General features: G+C 71.6%; 15 protein-coding genes. 2 read left to right on the top strand and 13 right to left on the bottom strand.

What is annotated here, in order from left to right:
• Positions 1–9: 9 nt before the first annotated feature.
• The 13 genes from pdxT to AMO33_RS01595 all read right to left on the bottom strand — a co-directional run bounded on the left by pdxT (position 10) and on the right by AMO33_RS01595 (position 15358).
• A complete protein-coding gene (gene pdxT, locus AMO33_RS01660) occupies positions 10–705 on the bottom strand; it encodes a pyridoxal 5'-phosphate synthase glutaminase subunit PdxT (RefSeq protein ID WP_081433216.1) in 696 nt (231 codons plus the stop codon).
• A 47-nt stretch (positions 706–752) separates the two neighbouring features.
• Positions 753–1571, bottom strand: a complete 819-nt coding sequence (locus tag AMO33_RS01655) for an acyl-CoA thioesterase (protein ID WP_011210237.1) — start codon at positions 1569–1571, stop codon at positions 753–755.
• A 50-nt stretch (positions 1572–1621) separates the two neighbouring features.
• A complete protein-coding gene (gene pdxS, locus AMO33_RS01650; protein WP_011210238.1) occupies positions 1622–2542 on the bottom strand; it encodes a pyridoxal 5'-phosphate synthase lyase subunit PdxS in 921 nt (306 codons plus the stop codon).
• 397 nt (positions 2543–2939) lie between these two features.
• A complete protein-coding gene (locus AMO33_RS01645; RefSeq protein ID WP_060593236.1) occupies positions 2940–3983 on the bottom strand; it encodes an NUDIX hydrolase in 1044 nt (347 codons plus the stop codon).
• Positions 3983–5107 carry a glycosyltransferase family 4 protein gene (locus AMO33_RS01640; RefSeq protein WP_011210241.1) on the bottom strand — a complete coding sequence of 375 codons (1125 nt, stop codon included), beginning with the start codon at positions 5105–5107 and terminating at the stop codon, positions 3983–3985. The genes AMO33_RS01645 and AMO33_RS01640 overlap by 1 nt, the downstream gene beginning before the upstream one ends.
• Positions 5104–6063 carry a phosphatidylinositol mannoside acyltransferase gene (locus tag AMO33_RS01635; RefSeq protein ID WP_041560248.1) on the bottom strand — a complete coding sequence of 320 codons (960 nt, stop codon included), beginning with the start codon at positions 6061–6063 and terminating at the stop codon, positions 5104–5106. Before AMO33_RS01635 ends, AMO33_RS01640 begins: the two co-directional genes overlap by 4 nt.
• Before the next feature lie 25 nt (positions 6064–6088).
• Positions 6089–6754 carry a phosphatidylinositol phosphate synthase gene (gene pgsA / locus AMO33_RS01630; RefSeq protein ID WP_060590056.1) on the bottom strand — a complete coding sequence of 222 codons (666 nt, stop codon included), beginning with the start codon at positions 6752–6754 and terminating at the stop codon, positions 6089–6091.
• Positions 6755–7327, bottom strand: a complete 573-nt coding sequence (locus AMO33_RS01625) for an HIT family protein (RefSeq protein WP_011210244.1) — start codon at positions 7325–7327, stop codon at positions 6755–6757. It abuts the gene before it with no gap.
• Positions 7328–9388, bottom strand: coding sequence for a threonine--tRNA ligase (gene thrS, locus AMO33_RS01620; protein ID WP_060593235.1), 2061 nt, complete (start codon positions 9386–9388; stop codon positions 7328–7330). It lies immediately after the preceding gene.
• Positions 9389–9563: 175 nt separating this feature from the next.
• The gene (locus AMO33_RS01615; protein ID WP_060590053.1) at positions 9564–10286 is read right to left on the bottom strand and encodes a (2Fe-2S)-binding protein; all 723 of its coding nucleotides are present in this window, start codon (positions 10284–10286) and stop codon (positions 9564–9566) included.
• Positions 10283–10678: a TIGR02611 family protein gene (locus AMO33_RS01610; RefSeq protein WP_082668703.1), complete on the bottom strand. Its 396-nt coding sequence runs from the start codon at positions 10676–10678 to the stop codon at positions 10283–10285. The genes AMO33_RS01615 and AMO33_RS01610 overlap by 4 nt, the downstream gene beginning before the upstream one ends.
• A gap of 56 nt (positions 10679–10734) precedes the next feature.
• The gene (locus AMO33_RS01605; RefSeq protein ID WP_060590050.1) at positions 10735–12981 is read right to left on the bottom strand and encodes a SulP family inorganic anion transporter; all 2247 of its coding nucleotides are present in this window, start codon (positions 12979–12981) and stop codon (positions 10735–10737) included.
• A gap of 853 nt (positions 12982–13834) precedes the next feature.
• Entirely contained in the window at positions 13835–15358 is a 1524-nt protein-coding gene (locus tag AMO33_RS01595) for a PucR family transcriptional regulator (RefSeq protein ID WP_060593234.1), read from the bottom strand.
• Positions 15359–15490: 132 nt separating this feature from the next.
• Between AMO33_RS01595 and gabT the strand changes: the two genes are divergently transcribed.
• Positions 15491–16855, top strand: coding sequence for a 4-aminobutyrate--2-oxoglutarate transaminase (gabT, locus tag AMO33_RS01590; protein WP_060590046.1), 1365 nt, complete (start codon positions 15491–15493; stop codon positions 16853–16855).
• Positions 16852–16983, top strand: coding sequence for a hypothetical protein (locus AMO33_RS32440; protein WP_255266237.1), 132 nt, complete (start codon positions 16852–16854; stop codon positions 16981–16983). Before gabT ends, AMO33_RS32440 begins: the two co-directional genes overlap by 4 nt.
• The last annotated feature ends 2 nt before the right edge of the window (positions 16984–16985 follow it).

Raw genomic sequence — 16985 nt, 5'->3', positions numbered from 1 at the left:
CTACTTCCTTCAGGTCGGTTGCACGTCTGGAGTGTGTACGTTACCCGCTCGGTCTCCGGCGGCCCGCACGATGTCGACGAACATCCGGTGTACCCGCAGGTCACCGGTGACCTCCGGATGGAACGACGTGGCCAGCACGTTGCCCTGGCGCACGGCCACGATCCGGCCCCGCGACGGGCCGTCGGGCACGGTGGCCAGCACCTGCACACCGTCGCCCGCGCGCTCGACCCACGGCGCTCGGATGAAGACCGCGCGCACCGGGCCGTCGTCGAGGCCCGCGAAATCCAGGTCGGTCTCGAAGGAGTCGACCTGACGTCCGAACGCGTTGCGGCGCACCGTCATATCGATGCCCGACAGGTGCTGGGCGTCGGGCCGGGTGTCGAGCACCTCCGAGGCCAACAGGATCATCCCGGCACAGGAGCCGAAGGCGGGCATACCGTCCCGCAGCCGCGCGCGCAGCGGATCGAGCAGGTCGAAGACCTGCAGCAGTTTGCTGATCGCGGTGGACTCCCCGCCCGGCAGCACCAGCCCGTCCACGGCCTCGAGTTCGCCGACCCGGCGCACCAGCACGGGTTCGGCACCGCACGCGCGCAGCGCGGCGAGGTGTTCGCGGACATCGCCCTGCAGGGCGAGCACGCCGATGGTGGGCCGGGACGGGGCCGCCTGCGGCTCGGCGGCGGGTGCGGACACCGAGGTCTGGTTCACCCGGCCCAGCTTACGAGCGGCCGCGCTGTGGCCCGGCTCACGCCCGGTCACGAGCGCAACGTGCGGATCAGGCCCTCCTGCATCACCGCGGCGACCAGTTCACCGGCCCGGTTGTAGATCTTGCCGGAGGTCAAACCGCGGCCGAAACCCGCCGAGGGCGAGGCCTGGTCGTAGAGCAGCCAGTCGTCCGCGCGGAACGGACGCAGGAACCACATGGCGTGGTCGAGCGAGGCGTTCTGGGTCGGCTCGTCGGGGTGGATCACCTTGGACGAGCCGAGCAGCGTCATGTCGCTCATGTAGGCCAGCGTGCAGACGTGGAACAGCGGATCGTCGGGCAGCGGCTGCCGGTAGCGGAACCACACCTGCTGCTGGGCGACCACCCCCGGCCTGCGCACCACCGACTCCTGCGGGACCATCCTGATGTCCCAGTGCTCCCACTCGCGCATCGCCCACAACCGCTCGGGACTCATGGAGGTCTGCGCGTCGGGCAGGTCGTCGGGGGCGGCGACCTCGGGCATCTCGTCCTGGTGGGCGGGGCCGGTGTCACCGATGTGGAACGAGGCCGACATGGTGAAGATGGCGGCGCCGTCCTGCACACCGGTGACCCGGCGGGTGCAGAACGAACGCCCGTCGCGGATGCGTTCCACCAGGTACACGGTGGGCTGCTGCGGATTGCCCGGGCGCAGGAAATAGCCGTGCAGCGAGTGCACCTGGAACCGGGGTTCCACGGTGCGCACCGCGGACACCAGTGCCTGACCCGCCACCTGGCCGCCGAACGTTCGCTCCAGCTGCGTCTTCGTGGACGCGCCACGGAAGATGTCCCGCTCGAGGCGTTCGATCTCCAGTGCCTCTTCGATGGTCGCCATGCGCTGAGATTAGCCCGTGCGATGCCCGGGCCCGTTCATCCCGGTCCCGATCACCAGCCGCGCTCGGCGAGCCGGTGCGGCTGCGGGATCTCCTCCACGTTGATGCCGACCATCGCCTCGCCCAGGCCACGCGACACCTTGGCGAGCACGTCCGGGTCGTCGTAGAAGGTGGTGGCCTTGACGATGGCCTCGGCGCGCTGGGCCGGGTTGCCGGACTTGAAGATGCCGGAGCCGACGAACACGCCCTCGGCGCCGAGCTGCATCATCATCGCCGCGTCGGCGGGGGTGGCGATACCGCCGGCGGTGAACAGCACGACCGGCAGTTTGCCGGTCTCGGCGACCTCGCGGACCAGTTCGTAGGGCGCCTGGAGCTCCTTGGCGGCCACGTACAGCTCGTCCTCGGGCAGCGCGGCCAGCTTGCGGATCTCCTGGCGGATCTTGCGCATGTGGGTGGTGGCGTTGGAGACGTCACCGGTGCCCGCCTCGCCCTTGGAGCGGATCATCGCCGCACCCTCGGTGATGCGGCGCAGCGCCTCGCCCAGGTTGGTGGCGCCGCACACGAACGGCACGGTGAACTGCCACTTGTCGATGTGGTTGGTGTAGTCGGCGGGGGTGAGCACCTCGGACTCGTCGATGTAGTCGACGCCGAGGCTCTGCAGGATCTGCGCCTCCACGAAGTGACCGATGCGGGCCTTGGCCATGACCGGAATCGAGACGGCGTTGATGATGCCGTCGATCATGTCCGGATCGCTCATCCGCGACACGCCGCCCTGCGCGCGGATGTCGGCGGGCACGCGCTCGAGCGCCATCACCGCGACCGCGCCTGCGTCCTCGGCGATCTTGGCCTGCTCCGGGGTGACGACATCCATGATCACCCCACCCTTGAGCATCTCGGCCATGCCGCGCTTCACGCGGGCGGTGCCGACGGTCTGGGTGGTCTCGGGCGTGGTCACGGCAAACTCCTGAGTCATGTGCGCCAATCGGGTCGCTCGGTCGGGAAACGACACAATTCTAGGCGCGGCCGGAATGCCACTTGATAGCCAGTCGAGCACCACTGGCCTGGTGTCGCAGGCCACTACCGAAAGCCGGGCGTCGCTGCCGCCCGGCCCCGGCTCACAGCGGTGCGACGACGAGCAGGTGCGCCCAGTACTCGGCGATCGACGGGCCGACGATGGGCAACAGGAAGTCGTAGAGCAGGTACGACATGGGTAACGGCCACCTCCACACTCGCCGGGCGCGAGCACCCGGCCTCCTCGCGGGCACCCCGCGCGGATTGCGCGGGCACGTTCGGGAGGGCTACCCGTCCGTGCCGCATTCCAGTCCGAACCCAGCAAGATCGTGAGCCGGATCACACCGGCGAGGGCGCGGTCAGCGGATCGAGCGAACCTCGGGATCCGTAGTGCCGGAAGCGACTTCGGCCGCCTCGGGCAGCAGCTCGTCGAGGTGGTAGGGGTAGACCGTCTCCCCCGCGGCGTCCAGGGCGAGGATGTCGGCGGACGTGCACCACTTGTGTCCGGTGATGCTGCGGCGCTCGACCGCGGTGAGGTTGCCCGGTTTCGGTTCGTACGCGGGCACCCGCAGGGTGAAGAACAGTTCCTCGGCGCGGATCAGCTCGCCGTCGAAGGGGAACACCGCCACCCGCCGCCAGATCGGCCCGCGCAGCGCGGCCGGGTCGGCGGTGTAGCCGGTCTCCTCCCACAGCTCCCGCACCGCGGCCTCGCGCAGGCTCTCCCCCGGCTCCACGCCGCCGCCGATGGTGAACCAGAACGAGACGTCCGGGGTCTTGGGGTCGTTGCCGCGCATGAGCAGCACGCGGTCGCGTTCGTCGAGCAGCACCACCCGCGACGAGGTGCGGATGGTGTCGACGGCCAGCCCGGTCGACGCGGCGGGGGTGGCGCGCTCGGCGATCTCGAAGTAGGTGGGCAACGGTGCGGTGCCGCCCAGGTGCAGCCACCGCACCGGGCGGCGGGTGCGCAGCGCGAGCGTGTCGCGCACGGCGTCGTTGTGGAAGCGCCGCGCGATCAGCACCCGCGCCTCCGCGTCGGCGAGTTCGGCGACCAGCTGCGGGCGGAGCAATCCGATGTCCACGGTCGACAGGGCCGCGGCGAGCTGGTTCTCCACGGTCTCCCGCTCGGCCCGGCCGGCACGCTCGGCGCGGTCCGCCAGGGCCGCCAGTCGGCGGGCCTGATCGGCGAGGGCGGGATCGGAGACCGGTCCCGCGATCGCCATGGCCACCGAGCGCGCCACCACCGCCCGCCGTGCCAGCGCGGCTTCCAGCGCCTGCCAGGACAGGTCCGAGCGCACGTGCAGCCGGTCGAGCCGATTGGCCGTGGAGTAGGCCCACACGCCGACGGCCAGCACGACGGCCGCGATCAGCGCCAGGACGAGAACCGTGGTCGCGGAGAAGGTGATCATCCGGCCGCCCGTACCCGGGTGTCGCCGACCGTCACGGTTTCGTAGACGCGCAGGATCTGCTCGGCCACCACCGGCCAGTCGTATTCGCCCACCACCTGGTTCGCCCTGCGCACCAAGGCTTCCCGCCGTTCGGTGTCGGTGAGCAGGGTGTCGAGCGCACCGGCCAGCGCGACATCGTCGCCCACCGGCACCAGCATGCCCGCGGTGCCGTCGCGCAACACCCGGCGGAACGCGTCGAGTTCGCTGGCGACCACCGCCGTGCCCGCGGCCATCGCCTCGATGAGGATGATGCCGAAGCTCTCCCCGCCGAGATTCGGCGCGACGTACACGTCGGCGCTGCGCATGGCCGAGGCCTTCTCCGCGTCGGAGACCTGGCCGAGGAACCGCAGATGCCGGGCGTGCCTGCCCGCCTCCCGGCGCAGTCGCTGCTCGTCACCGCGGCCGACCACCAGGATCTCCACGTCCGGGTGCCGGGCGACCAGCTCGGGCAGCGCCGCCAGCAACACCTGCATGCCCTTGCGGGGCTCGTCGTAGCGGCCGAGGAACAGCACGGTGCCGCCGGGCCGCGGATAGCCGGGCAGCATCGGTGCCCGGGCGAAGGCGGGCACGTCCACGCCGTTGGGGATCTCCACCGCGTCCGAGCCCAGCGCCTCCACCTGCCAGCGCCGCGCCAGCTCGGACACGGCGATGCGGCCGCTGATCTTCTCGTGGTACGGCCGCAGCACGCCCTGGAAGGTGCTCAGCACCAGCGACCGGGTGGTGGAGGTGTGGAAGGTCGCCACGATGGGACCTTCGGCGATCTTGAGCGCGAGCATCGACAGGCTCGGTGCGTTCGGCTCGTGGATGTGCAGCACGTCGAAGTCGTTGCCGTCGATCCAGCGCCGGATCCGGGTGTAGGCCATCGGCCCGAACGACAGCCGGGCCACCGAGCCGTTGTACGGGATGGCGACGGCGCGCCCGGCCGAGACCACGAAGTCCGGCAGCGGGGTGCCCTCCGAGGCGGGGGCGAGCACGCTCACCTTGTGGCCGCGCTCGAGGAACACCCGCGCGAGCTCGACCACGTGGGCCTGCACGCCGCCGGGGACGTCGAACGAGTAGGGGCAGACCATGCCGATCTTCACGCGGACTCGTCCCTCCCCACCGGTCCGGCCAGGCGCGCCTGCGCCTCGGCGATCCTGGCGAGCCGCTGCGGCGACAGGTCGCTCTCCCACAGCGGCTGCAGCATGTGCCAGTCGGCCGGATGCTCGGCGATGTTGGCCGCGAACCGATCGGCGAGGGCCTGGGTGGCCGCCGCGACGCCGCCGGAGACATCCAGCGGCGCTTCGGTTTTCAGGCCCCAGCCTTCGACGCCGTCGTCGTCGACGGTGAACCAGGCGTGCACCGGCATGAGCGCCGCGCCGGTCTCGATCGCCAGCTTCGCCGCCCCCGCGGGCATCCAGGTGCGTTCACCGAAGAACTCCACCGGCACCCCGCGCCCGGTCAGGTCGCGCTCCCCCATCAGGCACACGATCTTGTTCTCGCGCAGCCGCTGCGCCAGCTGGGCGAAGGGCGGCTGCTCACCGCCGGTGAGCGGGAACACCTCGAACCCCAGGCTCTCCCGGTAGGCGACGAACCGCTCGAACAGCGACTCCGGTTTCAGCCGCTCGGCCACGGTGGCGAAGGTGCCGTAGTTCTGCACCAGCCACACCCCGGCCATGTCCCAGTTGCCCGAATGCGGCAGCACGAACACCACACCGCGGCCCCGCTCCAGCGCGGCGTCCAGGTACGGGATCCCCTGCACGGGCAGCCGCGGCGAGCGGCCGAGCGCCGCGTGATCCATGGTCGGCAGGCGGAACGCCTCGCGCCAGTAGCGGGCGTAGGAACGCATGGCGGCCAGGATCAGCTCGTCGGGCACCTGGTCGGGGGGCACGCCGAGGACACGAGCGAGATTGCGCCGCAATTGGATCGGGCCGCCGTTGCGGGCGGCGCGCGCGCCGCCCCAGTCGAAGGCGCGGCGCGCGGTGCGCTCGGGCAGGGCGCGCACCAACCGCCACCCCGCCACGTAGCCGAGCGCGCCGAGCCGTTCGCCGACGCTCATCCGCGACACTCCCGGCTCCGAGCGGTCATCGGGCCTCCCCGGCGGCCGGGGCGGGCGGGATCACCTCGCGCGCGCCGGGCGAATTGCGCACGGCGAGCACCCGCTGGAACACCGTGATGATGCTCAGCACCGCCAGGATCCACATGGCGACGTGCACGGCCCAGGTCAGCCACTCGATCCCCCAGTAGCCGCCGATCCCGGTGAAGCCCGCGCCGACGAGCACGATGATCAGCCGGTCGGGCCGCTCGATCAGGCCGCCGTCGGCGGACAGGCCGCTCGCCTCCGCGCGGGCCTTGGCATAGGAGATGACCTGCGAGGTCACCAGCACCACCAGCGTCGCGGCCAGCAACCACTTGTTGTTCTCGTGGTAGACGGCCCACCAGGCCAGACCGCCGAAGATGGCGCCGTCGGCCACCCGGTCGCAGGTGGCGTCGAGCACCGCGCCGTAACGGGTGCCGCCCCCGCGTGCCCTGGCCATCGCCCCGTCGAGCATGTCGAACATCACGAACAGCCAGATGACCATCGTGCCCCAGAACAGATGCCCGGTCGGGAACAAGGTCACGGCGGCCGCGATCGAGGCCGCCGTGCCGATCAGGGTGACGGCGTCGGGGGTGAGCCCGGTGCCGACGAGCGCCCTGCCCAGTGGCGCGGTGGCCTTGGCGAAGGTCTCGCGGCCGAAGAAGCTGAGCACCTACTCCGATTCCTTCCACGCCTGCGCGAGCAGTGCCCTGGTCTCGCGCAGCAGCTGCGGCATCACCTTCACCCCGCCCACGACGGTGATGAAGTTCGCGTCCCCGCCCCAGCGCGGCACGATGTGCTGATGCAGGTGGTCGGCCAGCGAACCGCCCGCCACCCCGCCCAGATTCAGGCCGACGTTGAAACCGTGCGGCCGCGACACGCTCTTCATCACCCGGATCGCCCGCTGGGTGAACGCCATCAGCTCGGCGCTCTCGGCCTCGGTGAGGTCCTCGAGATCGGCGACGCGGCGGTAGGGCACCACCATCATGTGTCCCGGGTTGTACGGGTACAGATTCAGCACGGCGTACACCAGCTCGCCGCGGGCGATGATCAGCCCGTCCTCGTCGGACATCTTGGGGATGTCGGTGAACGGGTGGCCGGTGGCATCGGTCGGCCGCGAGCCCGCCGCCTCGGTGATGTAGGACATCCGGTACGGCGTCCAGAGCCGTTGCAGCCGATCGGGTTCGCCCGCACCGATGTCCACGATGTCACCGCCGCGGTCCGTCGTCTCCTCCGCAGCGCTCATCTATCCCTCCCCCGCCGTGACGATCTCGAACCCCTCCGCCGTCGGAGAAGCGTTCTCCCGGTTGGTGATCCACGCCACGATGGTCGCCACCGCGTCCGCGACCGGCACCCCGTTGACCTGGGTGCCGTCCCGGAACCGGAAACTCACCGCGCCCGCGTTCACATCGCGCTCGCCGGCCAGCAGCATGAACGGCACCTTCTGCGCGGTGTTGTTGAAGATCTTCTTCTGCATCCGGTCGTCGCTGCGGTCGACCTGCGCGCGCACGCCGTGGTCGCGCAGCAGCTCGACGACCCGGTCCAGGTGCGGGGCGAAGGCCTCCGCGACCGGGATGCCCACCACCTGCACCGGCGACAGCCAGGCCGGGAAGGCGCCGGCGTAGTGCTCGGTGAGCACGCCGAAGAACCGCTCGATGGAGCCGAACAGCGCGCGGTGGATCATCACCGGCCGCTGCTTGCTGCCGTCGGGGGCGGTGTACTCCAGGCCGAAGCGCTCGGGCAGGTTGAAGTCGAGCTGGATGGTCGACATCTGCCAGGTGCGGCCGAGCGCGTCCTTGGCCTGCACGGAGATCTTCGGGCCGTAGAACGCGGCGCCGCCCGGATCGGGCACGAGCTCGAGACCCGAGGCCTGGGCCACCTTCGACAGCGTCTCGGTGGCCTCCTCCCAGATCTCGTCGGAGCCGACGAACTTCTTCGGGTCCTTGGTGGACAGCTCGAGGTAGAAGTCGTCGAGGCCGTAGTCGGCGAGCAGGCCGAGCACGAACTGCAGGGTGTTCGTGAGCTCGGCGTGCATCTGCTCCTTGGTGCAGTAGATGTGCGCGTCGTCCTGGGTCATGCCGCGCACCCGGGTCAGGCCGTGCACCACGCCGGACTTCTCGTAGCGGTACACCGAGCCGAATTCGAACAGCCGCAGCGGCAGCTCGCGGTAGGACCGCCCGCGCGCCCGGAAGATCAGGTTGTGCATCGGGCAGTTCATCGGCTTGACGTAGTAGTCCTGGCCGGGCTTGCGCACGGTGCCGTCGTCGTTGTACTCCGCGTCCAGATGCATGGCCGGGAACATGCCGTCGCGGTACCAGTCCAGGTGGCCGGACACCTCGAACAGGTGGCCCTTGGTGATGTGCGGGGTGTTGACGAACTCGTAGCCCGCGTCCACGTGCCTGCGCCGCGAGTACTCCTCGAGCTCCTTGCGGATGATGCCGCCCTTGGGATGGAACACCGGCAGGCCCGAACCGAGTTCGTCGGGGAAGCTGAACAGGTCCAGCTCCAGGCCCAGCTTGCGGTGGTCACGGCGCTCGGCCTCGGCGAGCACGTGCAGGTGTGCCTCCAGCGCCTCCGGCGATTCCCAGGCGGTGCCGTAGATGCGCTGCAGGTCCTCGCGGTTCTGGTCACCGCGCCAGTACGCGGCCGAGCTGCGGGTGAGCTTGAAGGCGGGGATGAACTTGGTGGTGGGGATGTGCGGGCCGCGGCACAGGTCGCCCCACACCTTCTCGCCCGTGCGCGGGTCGAGATTGTCGTAGATGGTCAGCTCCTTGCCGCCCACCTCCATGACCTCGGGGTCGTCGATGCCGGACTTGTCGCTGATCAGCTCGAGCTTGAACGGCTCGTTCGCCAGCTCGGCCCTGGCCTCCTCGATCTCGACCACCCGGCGCGAGAAGCGCTGCGCACCTTTGATGATCTTCTTCATCCGCGATTCCAGCCGGGCCAGATCCTCCGGGGTGAAGGGGCGCTCGACCTGGAAGTCGTAGTAGAAGCCGTCCTTGATGGGCGGGCCGATGCCGAGTTTGGCCTCGGGGAACTCCTGCTGCACGGCCTGGGCCAGCACGTGCGCGGCCGAATGGCGGATCACGCTGCGCCCGGCTTCGGTCGAGGCGGGCACGGCCTCCACCTCGACGTCGGTGTCGGGGATCCAGGACAGGTCGCGCAGGGCGCCTTCGGCGTCGCGGACGACGACGATGGTGTCGGGGCCCTTGGTCGGCAGGCCCGCCTCCCGTACCGCGGCGCCCGCCGTAGTCCCGGCCGGCACCCGGACGAGGGTGGACGGACTGATCGGGGCTGAGGTCGTCACGGCGGCGCTCTCCTTGGCGTTCTCGTGGGCGGGCAGGTTCCCGCGCGGCATCACCGGCGGCGTATCCGCTCCGGCGCGACCATGCTATCGGCACCGGCACCCCGGCGCGCCGATGGACCGGGTGATCGGTGCTCGCCCCGCCACCGCTGCTCCGCCGGGTCGCGGGCGAATCCGCTCACCGGCGTGCGGCGTGCTCGGCGAGCAGCGCGGCCCGTTCGGCGGCGGGCCGTTTCGGGCAGCTGGTGCACAGCCCGCTACCGGGCAGTTCGTAGACCAGACAGCAGGAGACGCGGTGCACGAAGGTCCGGCCACCGACCTCGACGAAGCGTGGGGTGGGCAGGGGCGGGCCGAGGCGCGCGGCCAGCTCGACCGCGACCGCGGGCGCTCCCGCGTCGACGGCGCGGTTGCCGAGCGCGTCGGCGACGATCGCCCAGAGGGCCGGGATGCCCGCGCCGCAGCTGTCCGCCACGACGGGGACGACGGCGGCGAGGGCGTCGTGGAGAGCGGTCGTCGCGTCATCGGGTGCGGTGGGCGCGCCCCCGGGGGACGCGGTATCGGTGGCAGCGTCGCCCGCCGATGCGCCACCACCGGATACGACACCGGTCCGGGCCCCGACCGGCGGCGGCGCGGTTTCGGGGGTCGCGGCCTGGTCGAGGACGCGGTCGACACCGCCGTCGGGCCGCACCACGCAGACGAGGCGACCGAGGCCGAGCGCGGGCGGTGTCCGGCCCGCGGCCGTCGCCGTGACGAGCGGCTCGACCAGCGCGGAGGCGACCATCGACCACCAGAGGGTGCCCGCGGCGCGGGGTGTCGAGGCGCCCCAGGAGCGGCCGAGCGCGGTGATGTGCGCACGCACCCAGGCCGGGTCGGTGAGCGCGGTGCCGGGCGCCGTGTTCATCGCTGCAGTGGCCCGCGCAACCACTCCCACTCGAGGCCGAACCAGCCGCCGACCAGCCCGAAGGTGCCGAGCACCCACAGCGTCGCGACCACGACCGCCGCGGTACCCACCGCCCCAAGGATCCGGATGCCGAGGCCGCGCGCCGAGTACCACGCCATGACCTGGCGATAGCGATCGCGCAGCCAGCGCAACGCGCGCTGGGCCCAGGCGAACTCGCTGGCCAGGATGCCCAGGCCGGCGAAGACCATCGCCCAGCCCGGGCCGGGATACGGGATGGCGATGATGCCGATGGCCAGCACGACCGCGCCGACCACACCGACACCGATCCGATAGGCGAGATTCAGCGTCGGCCGGGCGGCCACCCGCGCGCGGAAGGCGCGCAGGCGGCCCATCGGCGCCGACCCGGTCTGCTGGTCCAGCTCGCTGCTCACAGCGCCAGCCTAGAGATTCAGACCGGCTCCGGCACCTGACGACGCCCGCGAGCCTCGTCGATGTGGACGATCCCGTCGGCGGTGATCTCCACGACCCGCGCGCTGGCGATGTCGAAGAACAGCCCGGCGACGGTGACCCCGCGTTCGGCGACCGCGCGCCGCACGGCGGGATGGCGCTGCAACGTCTCCAACTGCACCGCGACGTTCACCATGCTCAACTGGTCGACCTCACCGAATCCGGCCGCACGCGCCGCCTCGGCCACCGGATGCCCGGCCCGGAAGCGTTCCAGGCTCGGTCGCGCGTGCGCCAGCCACGACTCGATGCCCGGTGCGGCGTCGCCGCCGCCGTACAGCGCGCCCATGGCTCCGCAGCTGGAGTGCCCGCACACCACCACGCAGCGCACGTTCAGCTCCTCCAGGGCGAAGACCAGCGCCGCCTCCACCGAGGCGTCGCCGGTGGCGGGGACCAGATTGCCGACGTTGCGCACGGTGAACAGGTCGCCGGGTCCGCTGTTGGTGATGACGTTCGGGACGATGCGCGAGTCCGAGCAGGTGAGGAAGAACGAGTCCGGGTCCTGCCGGTGGACGAGCTCGTCCAGGTGGCGGCGGACGACGTGCGCGTGGCTGCGGTGGTAGGCCGCCACCCCCGCGGTCACCGGGTCCAGGTGCTTCTCGTCGCGCCGCCAGGGCCCGAGGATCTCCTCCCACATCGCCCTGCCGAATCCGCGTGCGGGCGGTCCGGCCAGCGCGTCGGCCATGCGCACGCTGCCGATCTCGACGAATTCGACGCTGCCGCCGCCGCTTTCCTGCTGGCGCACCCAGTCCTGCAACGCCTCGAGCGCGGCGTGATCGAGGAAGTCGACGGTCATCTCCACGGTCACGTCGGCGCCGGCAGGCACCTTCGCCAGTTCGCCGGACAGTCGCGGCAGGGCGAGGAAGGTGCACGAGCCGTCGATGCGCACCAGCCAGCGCTGCGACTGCGGTATCTGCTCGGCCACGATCGTCACCCGCACCACCCGCCACAGCAGCAGCGCGAAGGCCAGCACCAGGCCGATGATCACGCCCTCGAGCAGGTTGAGGAAGACCACGCCGAGGATCGTGACGGCGTAGACGAGCAGATCGCCGGTGCGGCTGGCGAGCTTGATGTGGGCGATCTTGACCAGCTGGATGCCGATGACGATGAGCAGACCGGCCAGTGCGGCCTTGGGGATCTGCTCGACCACCCCGACCAGCGCCACCGAGAACAACAGCAACCACACCCCGTGCAGCACCGCTGAGGCCCGGCTGCGCGCCCCGGCCTGCACGTTGGTCGCGCTCCGCACGATCACACCGGTCACCGGCAGGCCGCCGAGCATGCCCGAGAGCATGTTGGCCGAGCCTTGGCCGACCAGCTCCCGGTCGAAGTTCGTACGCGGCCCGGAGTGCATCTTGTCCACGGCCACCGCCGAGAGCAGGCTCTCCACGCTGGCGATCAGCGCGATGGTCAGCACCATCAGCGCCACCGGGGCCCAGCCGCCGTCGGGGATCTGCGGCAGTTCGATCGCCTCGAACAGCGAGCTGCTCAGCACGATCCGCTCCACGTCCAGCGGCAGCACCAGCGACAGCACGGTGGCCGCGACCACGGCCACCAGCGGGCCGGGCACCACCCGGACCTTCTCCGGCAGGTACTTCCAGCCCAGCATCACCGCCACGACCAGCACGCCCACCAGTGCGGCGCCGGTGTTCATCGACGTGAGCCGGCCGGGCAGCGCGGTGATGTTGTGCCACGCCGAACTGTGTGACGACCCGCCGAGCAACACGTGCACCTGCTGCAGGGCGATCGTGACGCCGATGCCCGCCAGCATCGCGTGCACCACCACCGGCGCCACGGCGAGCGCGGCGCGCGCGATCCGACTCAGCCCGAACAGGATCTGCAGCGCACCGGCCGCGACGACGATGAAACAGGTGACGCGCCAGCCGAATTGGGCGATCGACTCGGCGACGACGACGGTGAGCCCGGCCGCGGGGCCGCTCACCTGCAGGACGGAGCCGCCCAGGCAGCCCACCACGATGCCGCCGACGACGGCGGCGATGAGTCCGGCCGCGACCGGGGCGCCGGAGGCCAGCGCGATGCCGAGCGAGAGCGGCAATGCGACGAGGAAGACCACGATGGAGGCCGAAAGATCGTGGCGCACAATCGAAGCCAGTCTTCCGCGGCCTGCCGCCGGACCTCCTTCCGCGGGGGCCGGGGACGAGGGGGGCGCGTGATCGCTCAGTACAGCCATGATTTCTCCTTCGCCGACTCGCCCGGCGCCAGGTGACGCGCCGGCCGAGGTCGGTTGACGATCGACTTGTCCAGCAGGGCAATTGACCGCGAACCGGCATCTCGCGGTGAAGCAGTTCCCGACACGGCGATGGGCCGGGAAGTAAACGCAGGCAACGCTATTGGCAAAGGCTTAGTAAAACCTGAGAAGTGGACGTCAAGTGTGATCAGTCATAACGATCGACACCGGGTGACCCAGCCCACTTCGAACACGGAACATGTTCGCAGCGTTGGCGTTTCACTCTGCTCGGTGAACATATTTCTCCTTCGCCGCCGGAGCCGCGCGGTCCGGACGGTCCATCGGTGGAACATGCACGGGCGTGGGATGTCGGTGGAGATGTGGCGTGCGCGCAAGGCATTGACCAGGGCACTTCGGCGAGCCGCGACCCGTTCGCCCACGGGCCGCCTCAATAGTAAAGACTCCCCCAAGGGGAGTGAAAGACCTCCGGGACGCGAAGCGGGAATCGCTACGGAAATGTGATGGGCGTCACATATGTGGCCGGTTCCGTACCGAGCAGGTGGGCGACCACGTCGACCACCAGATTCCGCTTCGAGGGCCGGCGCCGGTAATGGCCGGCCGGGGTACACCGGCGCGAGGCGGCCTGCCCGATCGACACGTCCGCGTACCCGTGCCGATCCAGCAGGTCCCGAGCCGCCGCCAGCACCGCGTGGTCGATGCGCTCCTCGCGCGCGGCCCGCCACCCGCCTCACGCCGGTGCTCGGCCTGCTCGCGGATGCGCTCCTCGCGCGCGGCCCGCCATCACAGCAGCAGCACCGGATCGGGAGCACGGTCGCCCGAGTCGGCAGGCGAGCGCTCAGGTGTCGGCGGCGATGAGGGCCAACAGCAGTTCCGCCCGTACGCGGGCGACGTCGAGGCGGCAGCCGAGCAGGGCTTCGATCCGGGCGATCCGGCTGCGCAGCGTGTGCCGGTGTACGCCGAGGGCGTGGGCCGCGGACTCCCAGTGGCCGTTGGCCTCGAGGAAGGCGCGCAGCGAGGCGACCAGGTCGGTGCCGTGGTCGCGGTCGTGTGCGGCGAGCGGGGCGATGGTGGCGTCGGCCACCGAGCGCAGCACCTGCCGGGCGGCGTCGACGGTCAGCAGGGTGCGGCCGGCCAGCGCCGCGAACTCCTGCACCGTTCCCGCCTCGGCCGCGGCGGCGGCCAGGCGCGCCCGGTCGATCGCCGCCGCGAAGCGCTCGACCGGCAGCGGTTCGCTCAGGCCGAGGCGCGCCGCCCGGCGTGCGGCCGCGTCGGCACCGGCGAGCAGGGCGCGCGCGAACGCGGCGTCGTCGGTTCCGCGCAGCAGCACCGTCACCCGGTGATCGGTGCGGCGCAGGTAGAGCGGGCGGGCGGCGGCATCGGCCGCAGCTTCGACGGCCCGCGCCACCGCCGCCGCGTGCTCGGATGATCCGCAGTCGGCGACGAGCGCGCGGATCTCGCCGTCGTCGTCGGCCGCCGGGGCCAGGTGCTCGGCGGCGGACGGGAGTTCCCCGGTCTCGGCGAGCAGCAGTCCGAGGACCTGCGAGTTGAGCCGGTTCTGCGCCGACCGAAGGCGCGCCGGTTTCGCGAAGTCCAGGGCGAGCAGCGACGTGGCGTGACCGAGCAGCACCTGATCGACCGAGCCGAGCGGCGCGGCCGAGACCACGGCGAGGCACCCGTGCACGACGCCGCCGAGGCCGACGCGATGCACCGTCACCGCCTGCCCCGACTCCGCCTGCGCGGCGATGCTCGCCGCGGCCCGGGTCACCGACCCGATCAGCGCGGACATCTCCACGCGGGTCGCCGCGGCGACCCGCGCCGGATGGTGTTCGAGGAGCCGGCCGCGGCGGTCGAACAACAGCGCGGTCGCCCCGGTCGCCACCGCCAGCTCGCGCACGATCGCGCGGGCGCCGCCCCGCACCACGGCGCGAGTCATCCGCGGCTGCGCGCGCGAGGCCCGGACCAGCGCGTCGTAGCGCTGTTCGGCGAGGCTGTCCATGACCCGTTTGGTGACCGCGGCGAACGGGGTCGGCAACGGGACCTCGAGCAGCGGGAGACCGATCTCGTCGGCGGCCGCGATCAGCTCCGCGGGGACCTCCGCGTGCGTCAGCCCGACACCGAAGCCGACGGCCGCGACACCCGCGTCGCGCAGCCGACGCACGTACTCCCGGCAGCCGTCCGCCCCGGCAGGAACCCCCAGCCCGGTCGTGAGCAGCAGTTCGCCGCCGGAGAGCCACGGCGAGGGATCCGGCAGCTCGGTGGTGATGGCGAATTCGATGGCGCGGTCGAGCCCGGCCGCGCCCCCGCGCAGCCGCAGGAACAGATTCGGCTGCGCCAGCACCCAGCCGACGGTCACGCTCATCGTCATCTCCTGCCGGCACGCGACGAAACGGCGCGTCGGCGCCGCCCTGCCACTCCACTATGGCAGGTCCGCGGTGGGCTCGGGCGGCCCACACTGGGGTCCTCCGACCAGTACCGACAGGGGTCCCACCAGATGACAGTCCTCGACTACCGGCTTCCGCAGCAGCGCAAGCTGATCACCGACCTGCCCGGCCCGGCATCGCGGGCCATCGCCGAACGCCGCCGCGCCAGCGTCGCGGCCGGTGTCGGGTCCAGCCTTCCGGTCTACGCCGCCGACGCCGACGGCGGTGTGGTGGTCGACGTCGACGGCAACTCGCTCGTCGATCTGGGCTCGGGCATCGCGGTCACCTCGGTGGGCGCGGCCCATCCCGCCGTCGTCGAGGCGGTACGCGCCCAGGCCGGGCACTTCACCCACACGTGCTTCATGGTCACCCCGTACGAGGGGTACGTGCGGGTCGCCGAGGAACTCGCGGCGCTCACGCCCGGCACGCACGACAAGCGCACCGTGCTGTTCAACTCCGGCGCCGAGGCGGTGGAGAACGCGATCAAGGTGGCGCGGCTGGCCACCGGGCGCACCGCCGTGGTCGTCTTCGACCACGCCTACCACGGGCGCACCAACCTGACGATGGCGCTGACCGCCAAGTCCATGCCGTACAAGGCGCACTTCGGACCGTTCGCCCCGGAGATCTACCGGATGCCGATGTCGTATCCGTTCCGCGACGGCGCGGCCCTGGACGGTCCGGCGGCCGCCCAGCGGGTGATCGACCGGATCGAGAAACAGATCGGTGCCGACGCGGTCGCCGCGATCGTGCTCGAACCGATTCAGGGCGAGGGCGGATTCATCGTTCCCGCACCGGGTTTCCTGCCCGCCCTGGCCGCCTGGGCGCGCGCGAACGGCGTCGTGTTCATCGCCGACGAGGTGCAGACCGGCTTCGCCCGCACCGGCGCGTGGTTCGCCTGCGACCACGAACAGGTCGTGCCCGACATCATCGCCCTGGCCAAGGGCATCGCGGGCGGGCTGCCGCTGGCGGCGATCACCGGGCGCGCCGAGCTGCTCGACCGCGTCCATCCCGGCGGCCTGGGCGGCACCTACGGCGGCAACCCGATCGCGTGCGCGGCGGCGCTCGCCACCATCGCGACCATGCGCGAGCTGGATCTGCCCGCGCGCGCCCGGCACATCGAGCGGATCGTGACCGGCCGCCTGCGGGCGCTGGCCGCGGAGATTCCGGCGATCGGCGACGTGCGCGGGCGCGGCGCGATGCTGGCGATGGAGTTCGTGGTGCCCGGCACCACGGAGCCGGATGCCGCACTCACGCGCGCGGTCGCCGCCGGCGCGCTCGAGCAGGGCGTGATCCTGTTGACCTGCGGCACGGACGGCAACGTGGTGCGGCTGCTGCCGCCGCTGGTCATCGGCGACGAGCTGCTCACCGACGCGCTCGACGTGCTCGACGACGTCGTGCGCGCCGCCGCCCGGAACCGAGCGGAGCGGACCCGATGATCGATGTCCCCGCCGGTCGGCGGCGCGGCGGCCGGTCCACCGAGGCGTTCCGCGGCGCCACCGTCCCGATACCCGGCCCCGCCACCGGCGAGGTGCTCCTGGACACGATGTACCTCGGCGTCGCCTGAGC

Source organism: Nocardia farcinica, assembly GCF_001182745.1.
Lineage (GTDB): Bacteria > Actinomycetota > Actinomycetes > Mycobacteriales > Mycobacteriaceae > Nocardia > Nocardia farcinica.
Note: the sequence above shows the minus strand (reverse complement) of the source record. Positions and strands in the feature narration are given on the sequence as shown.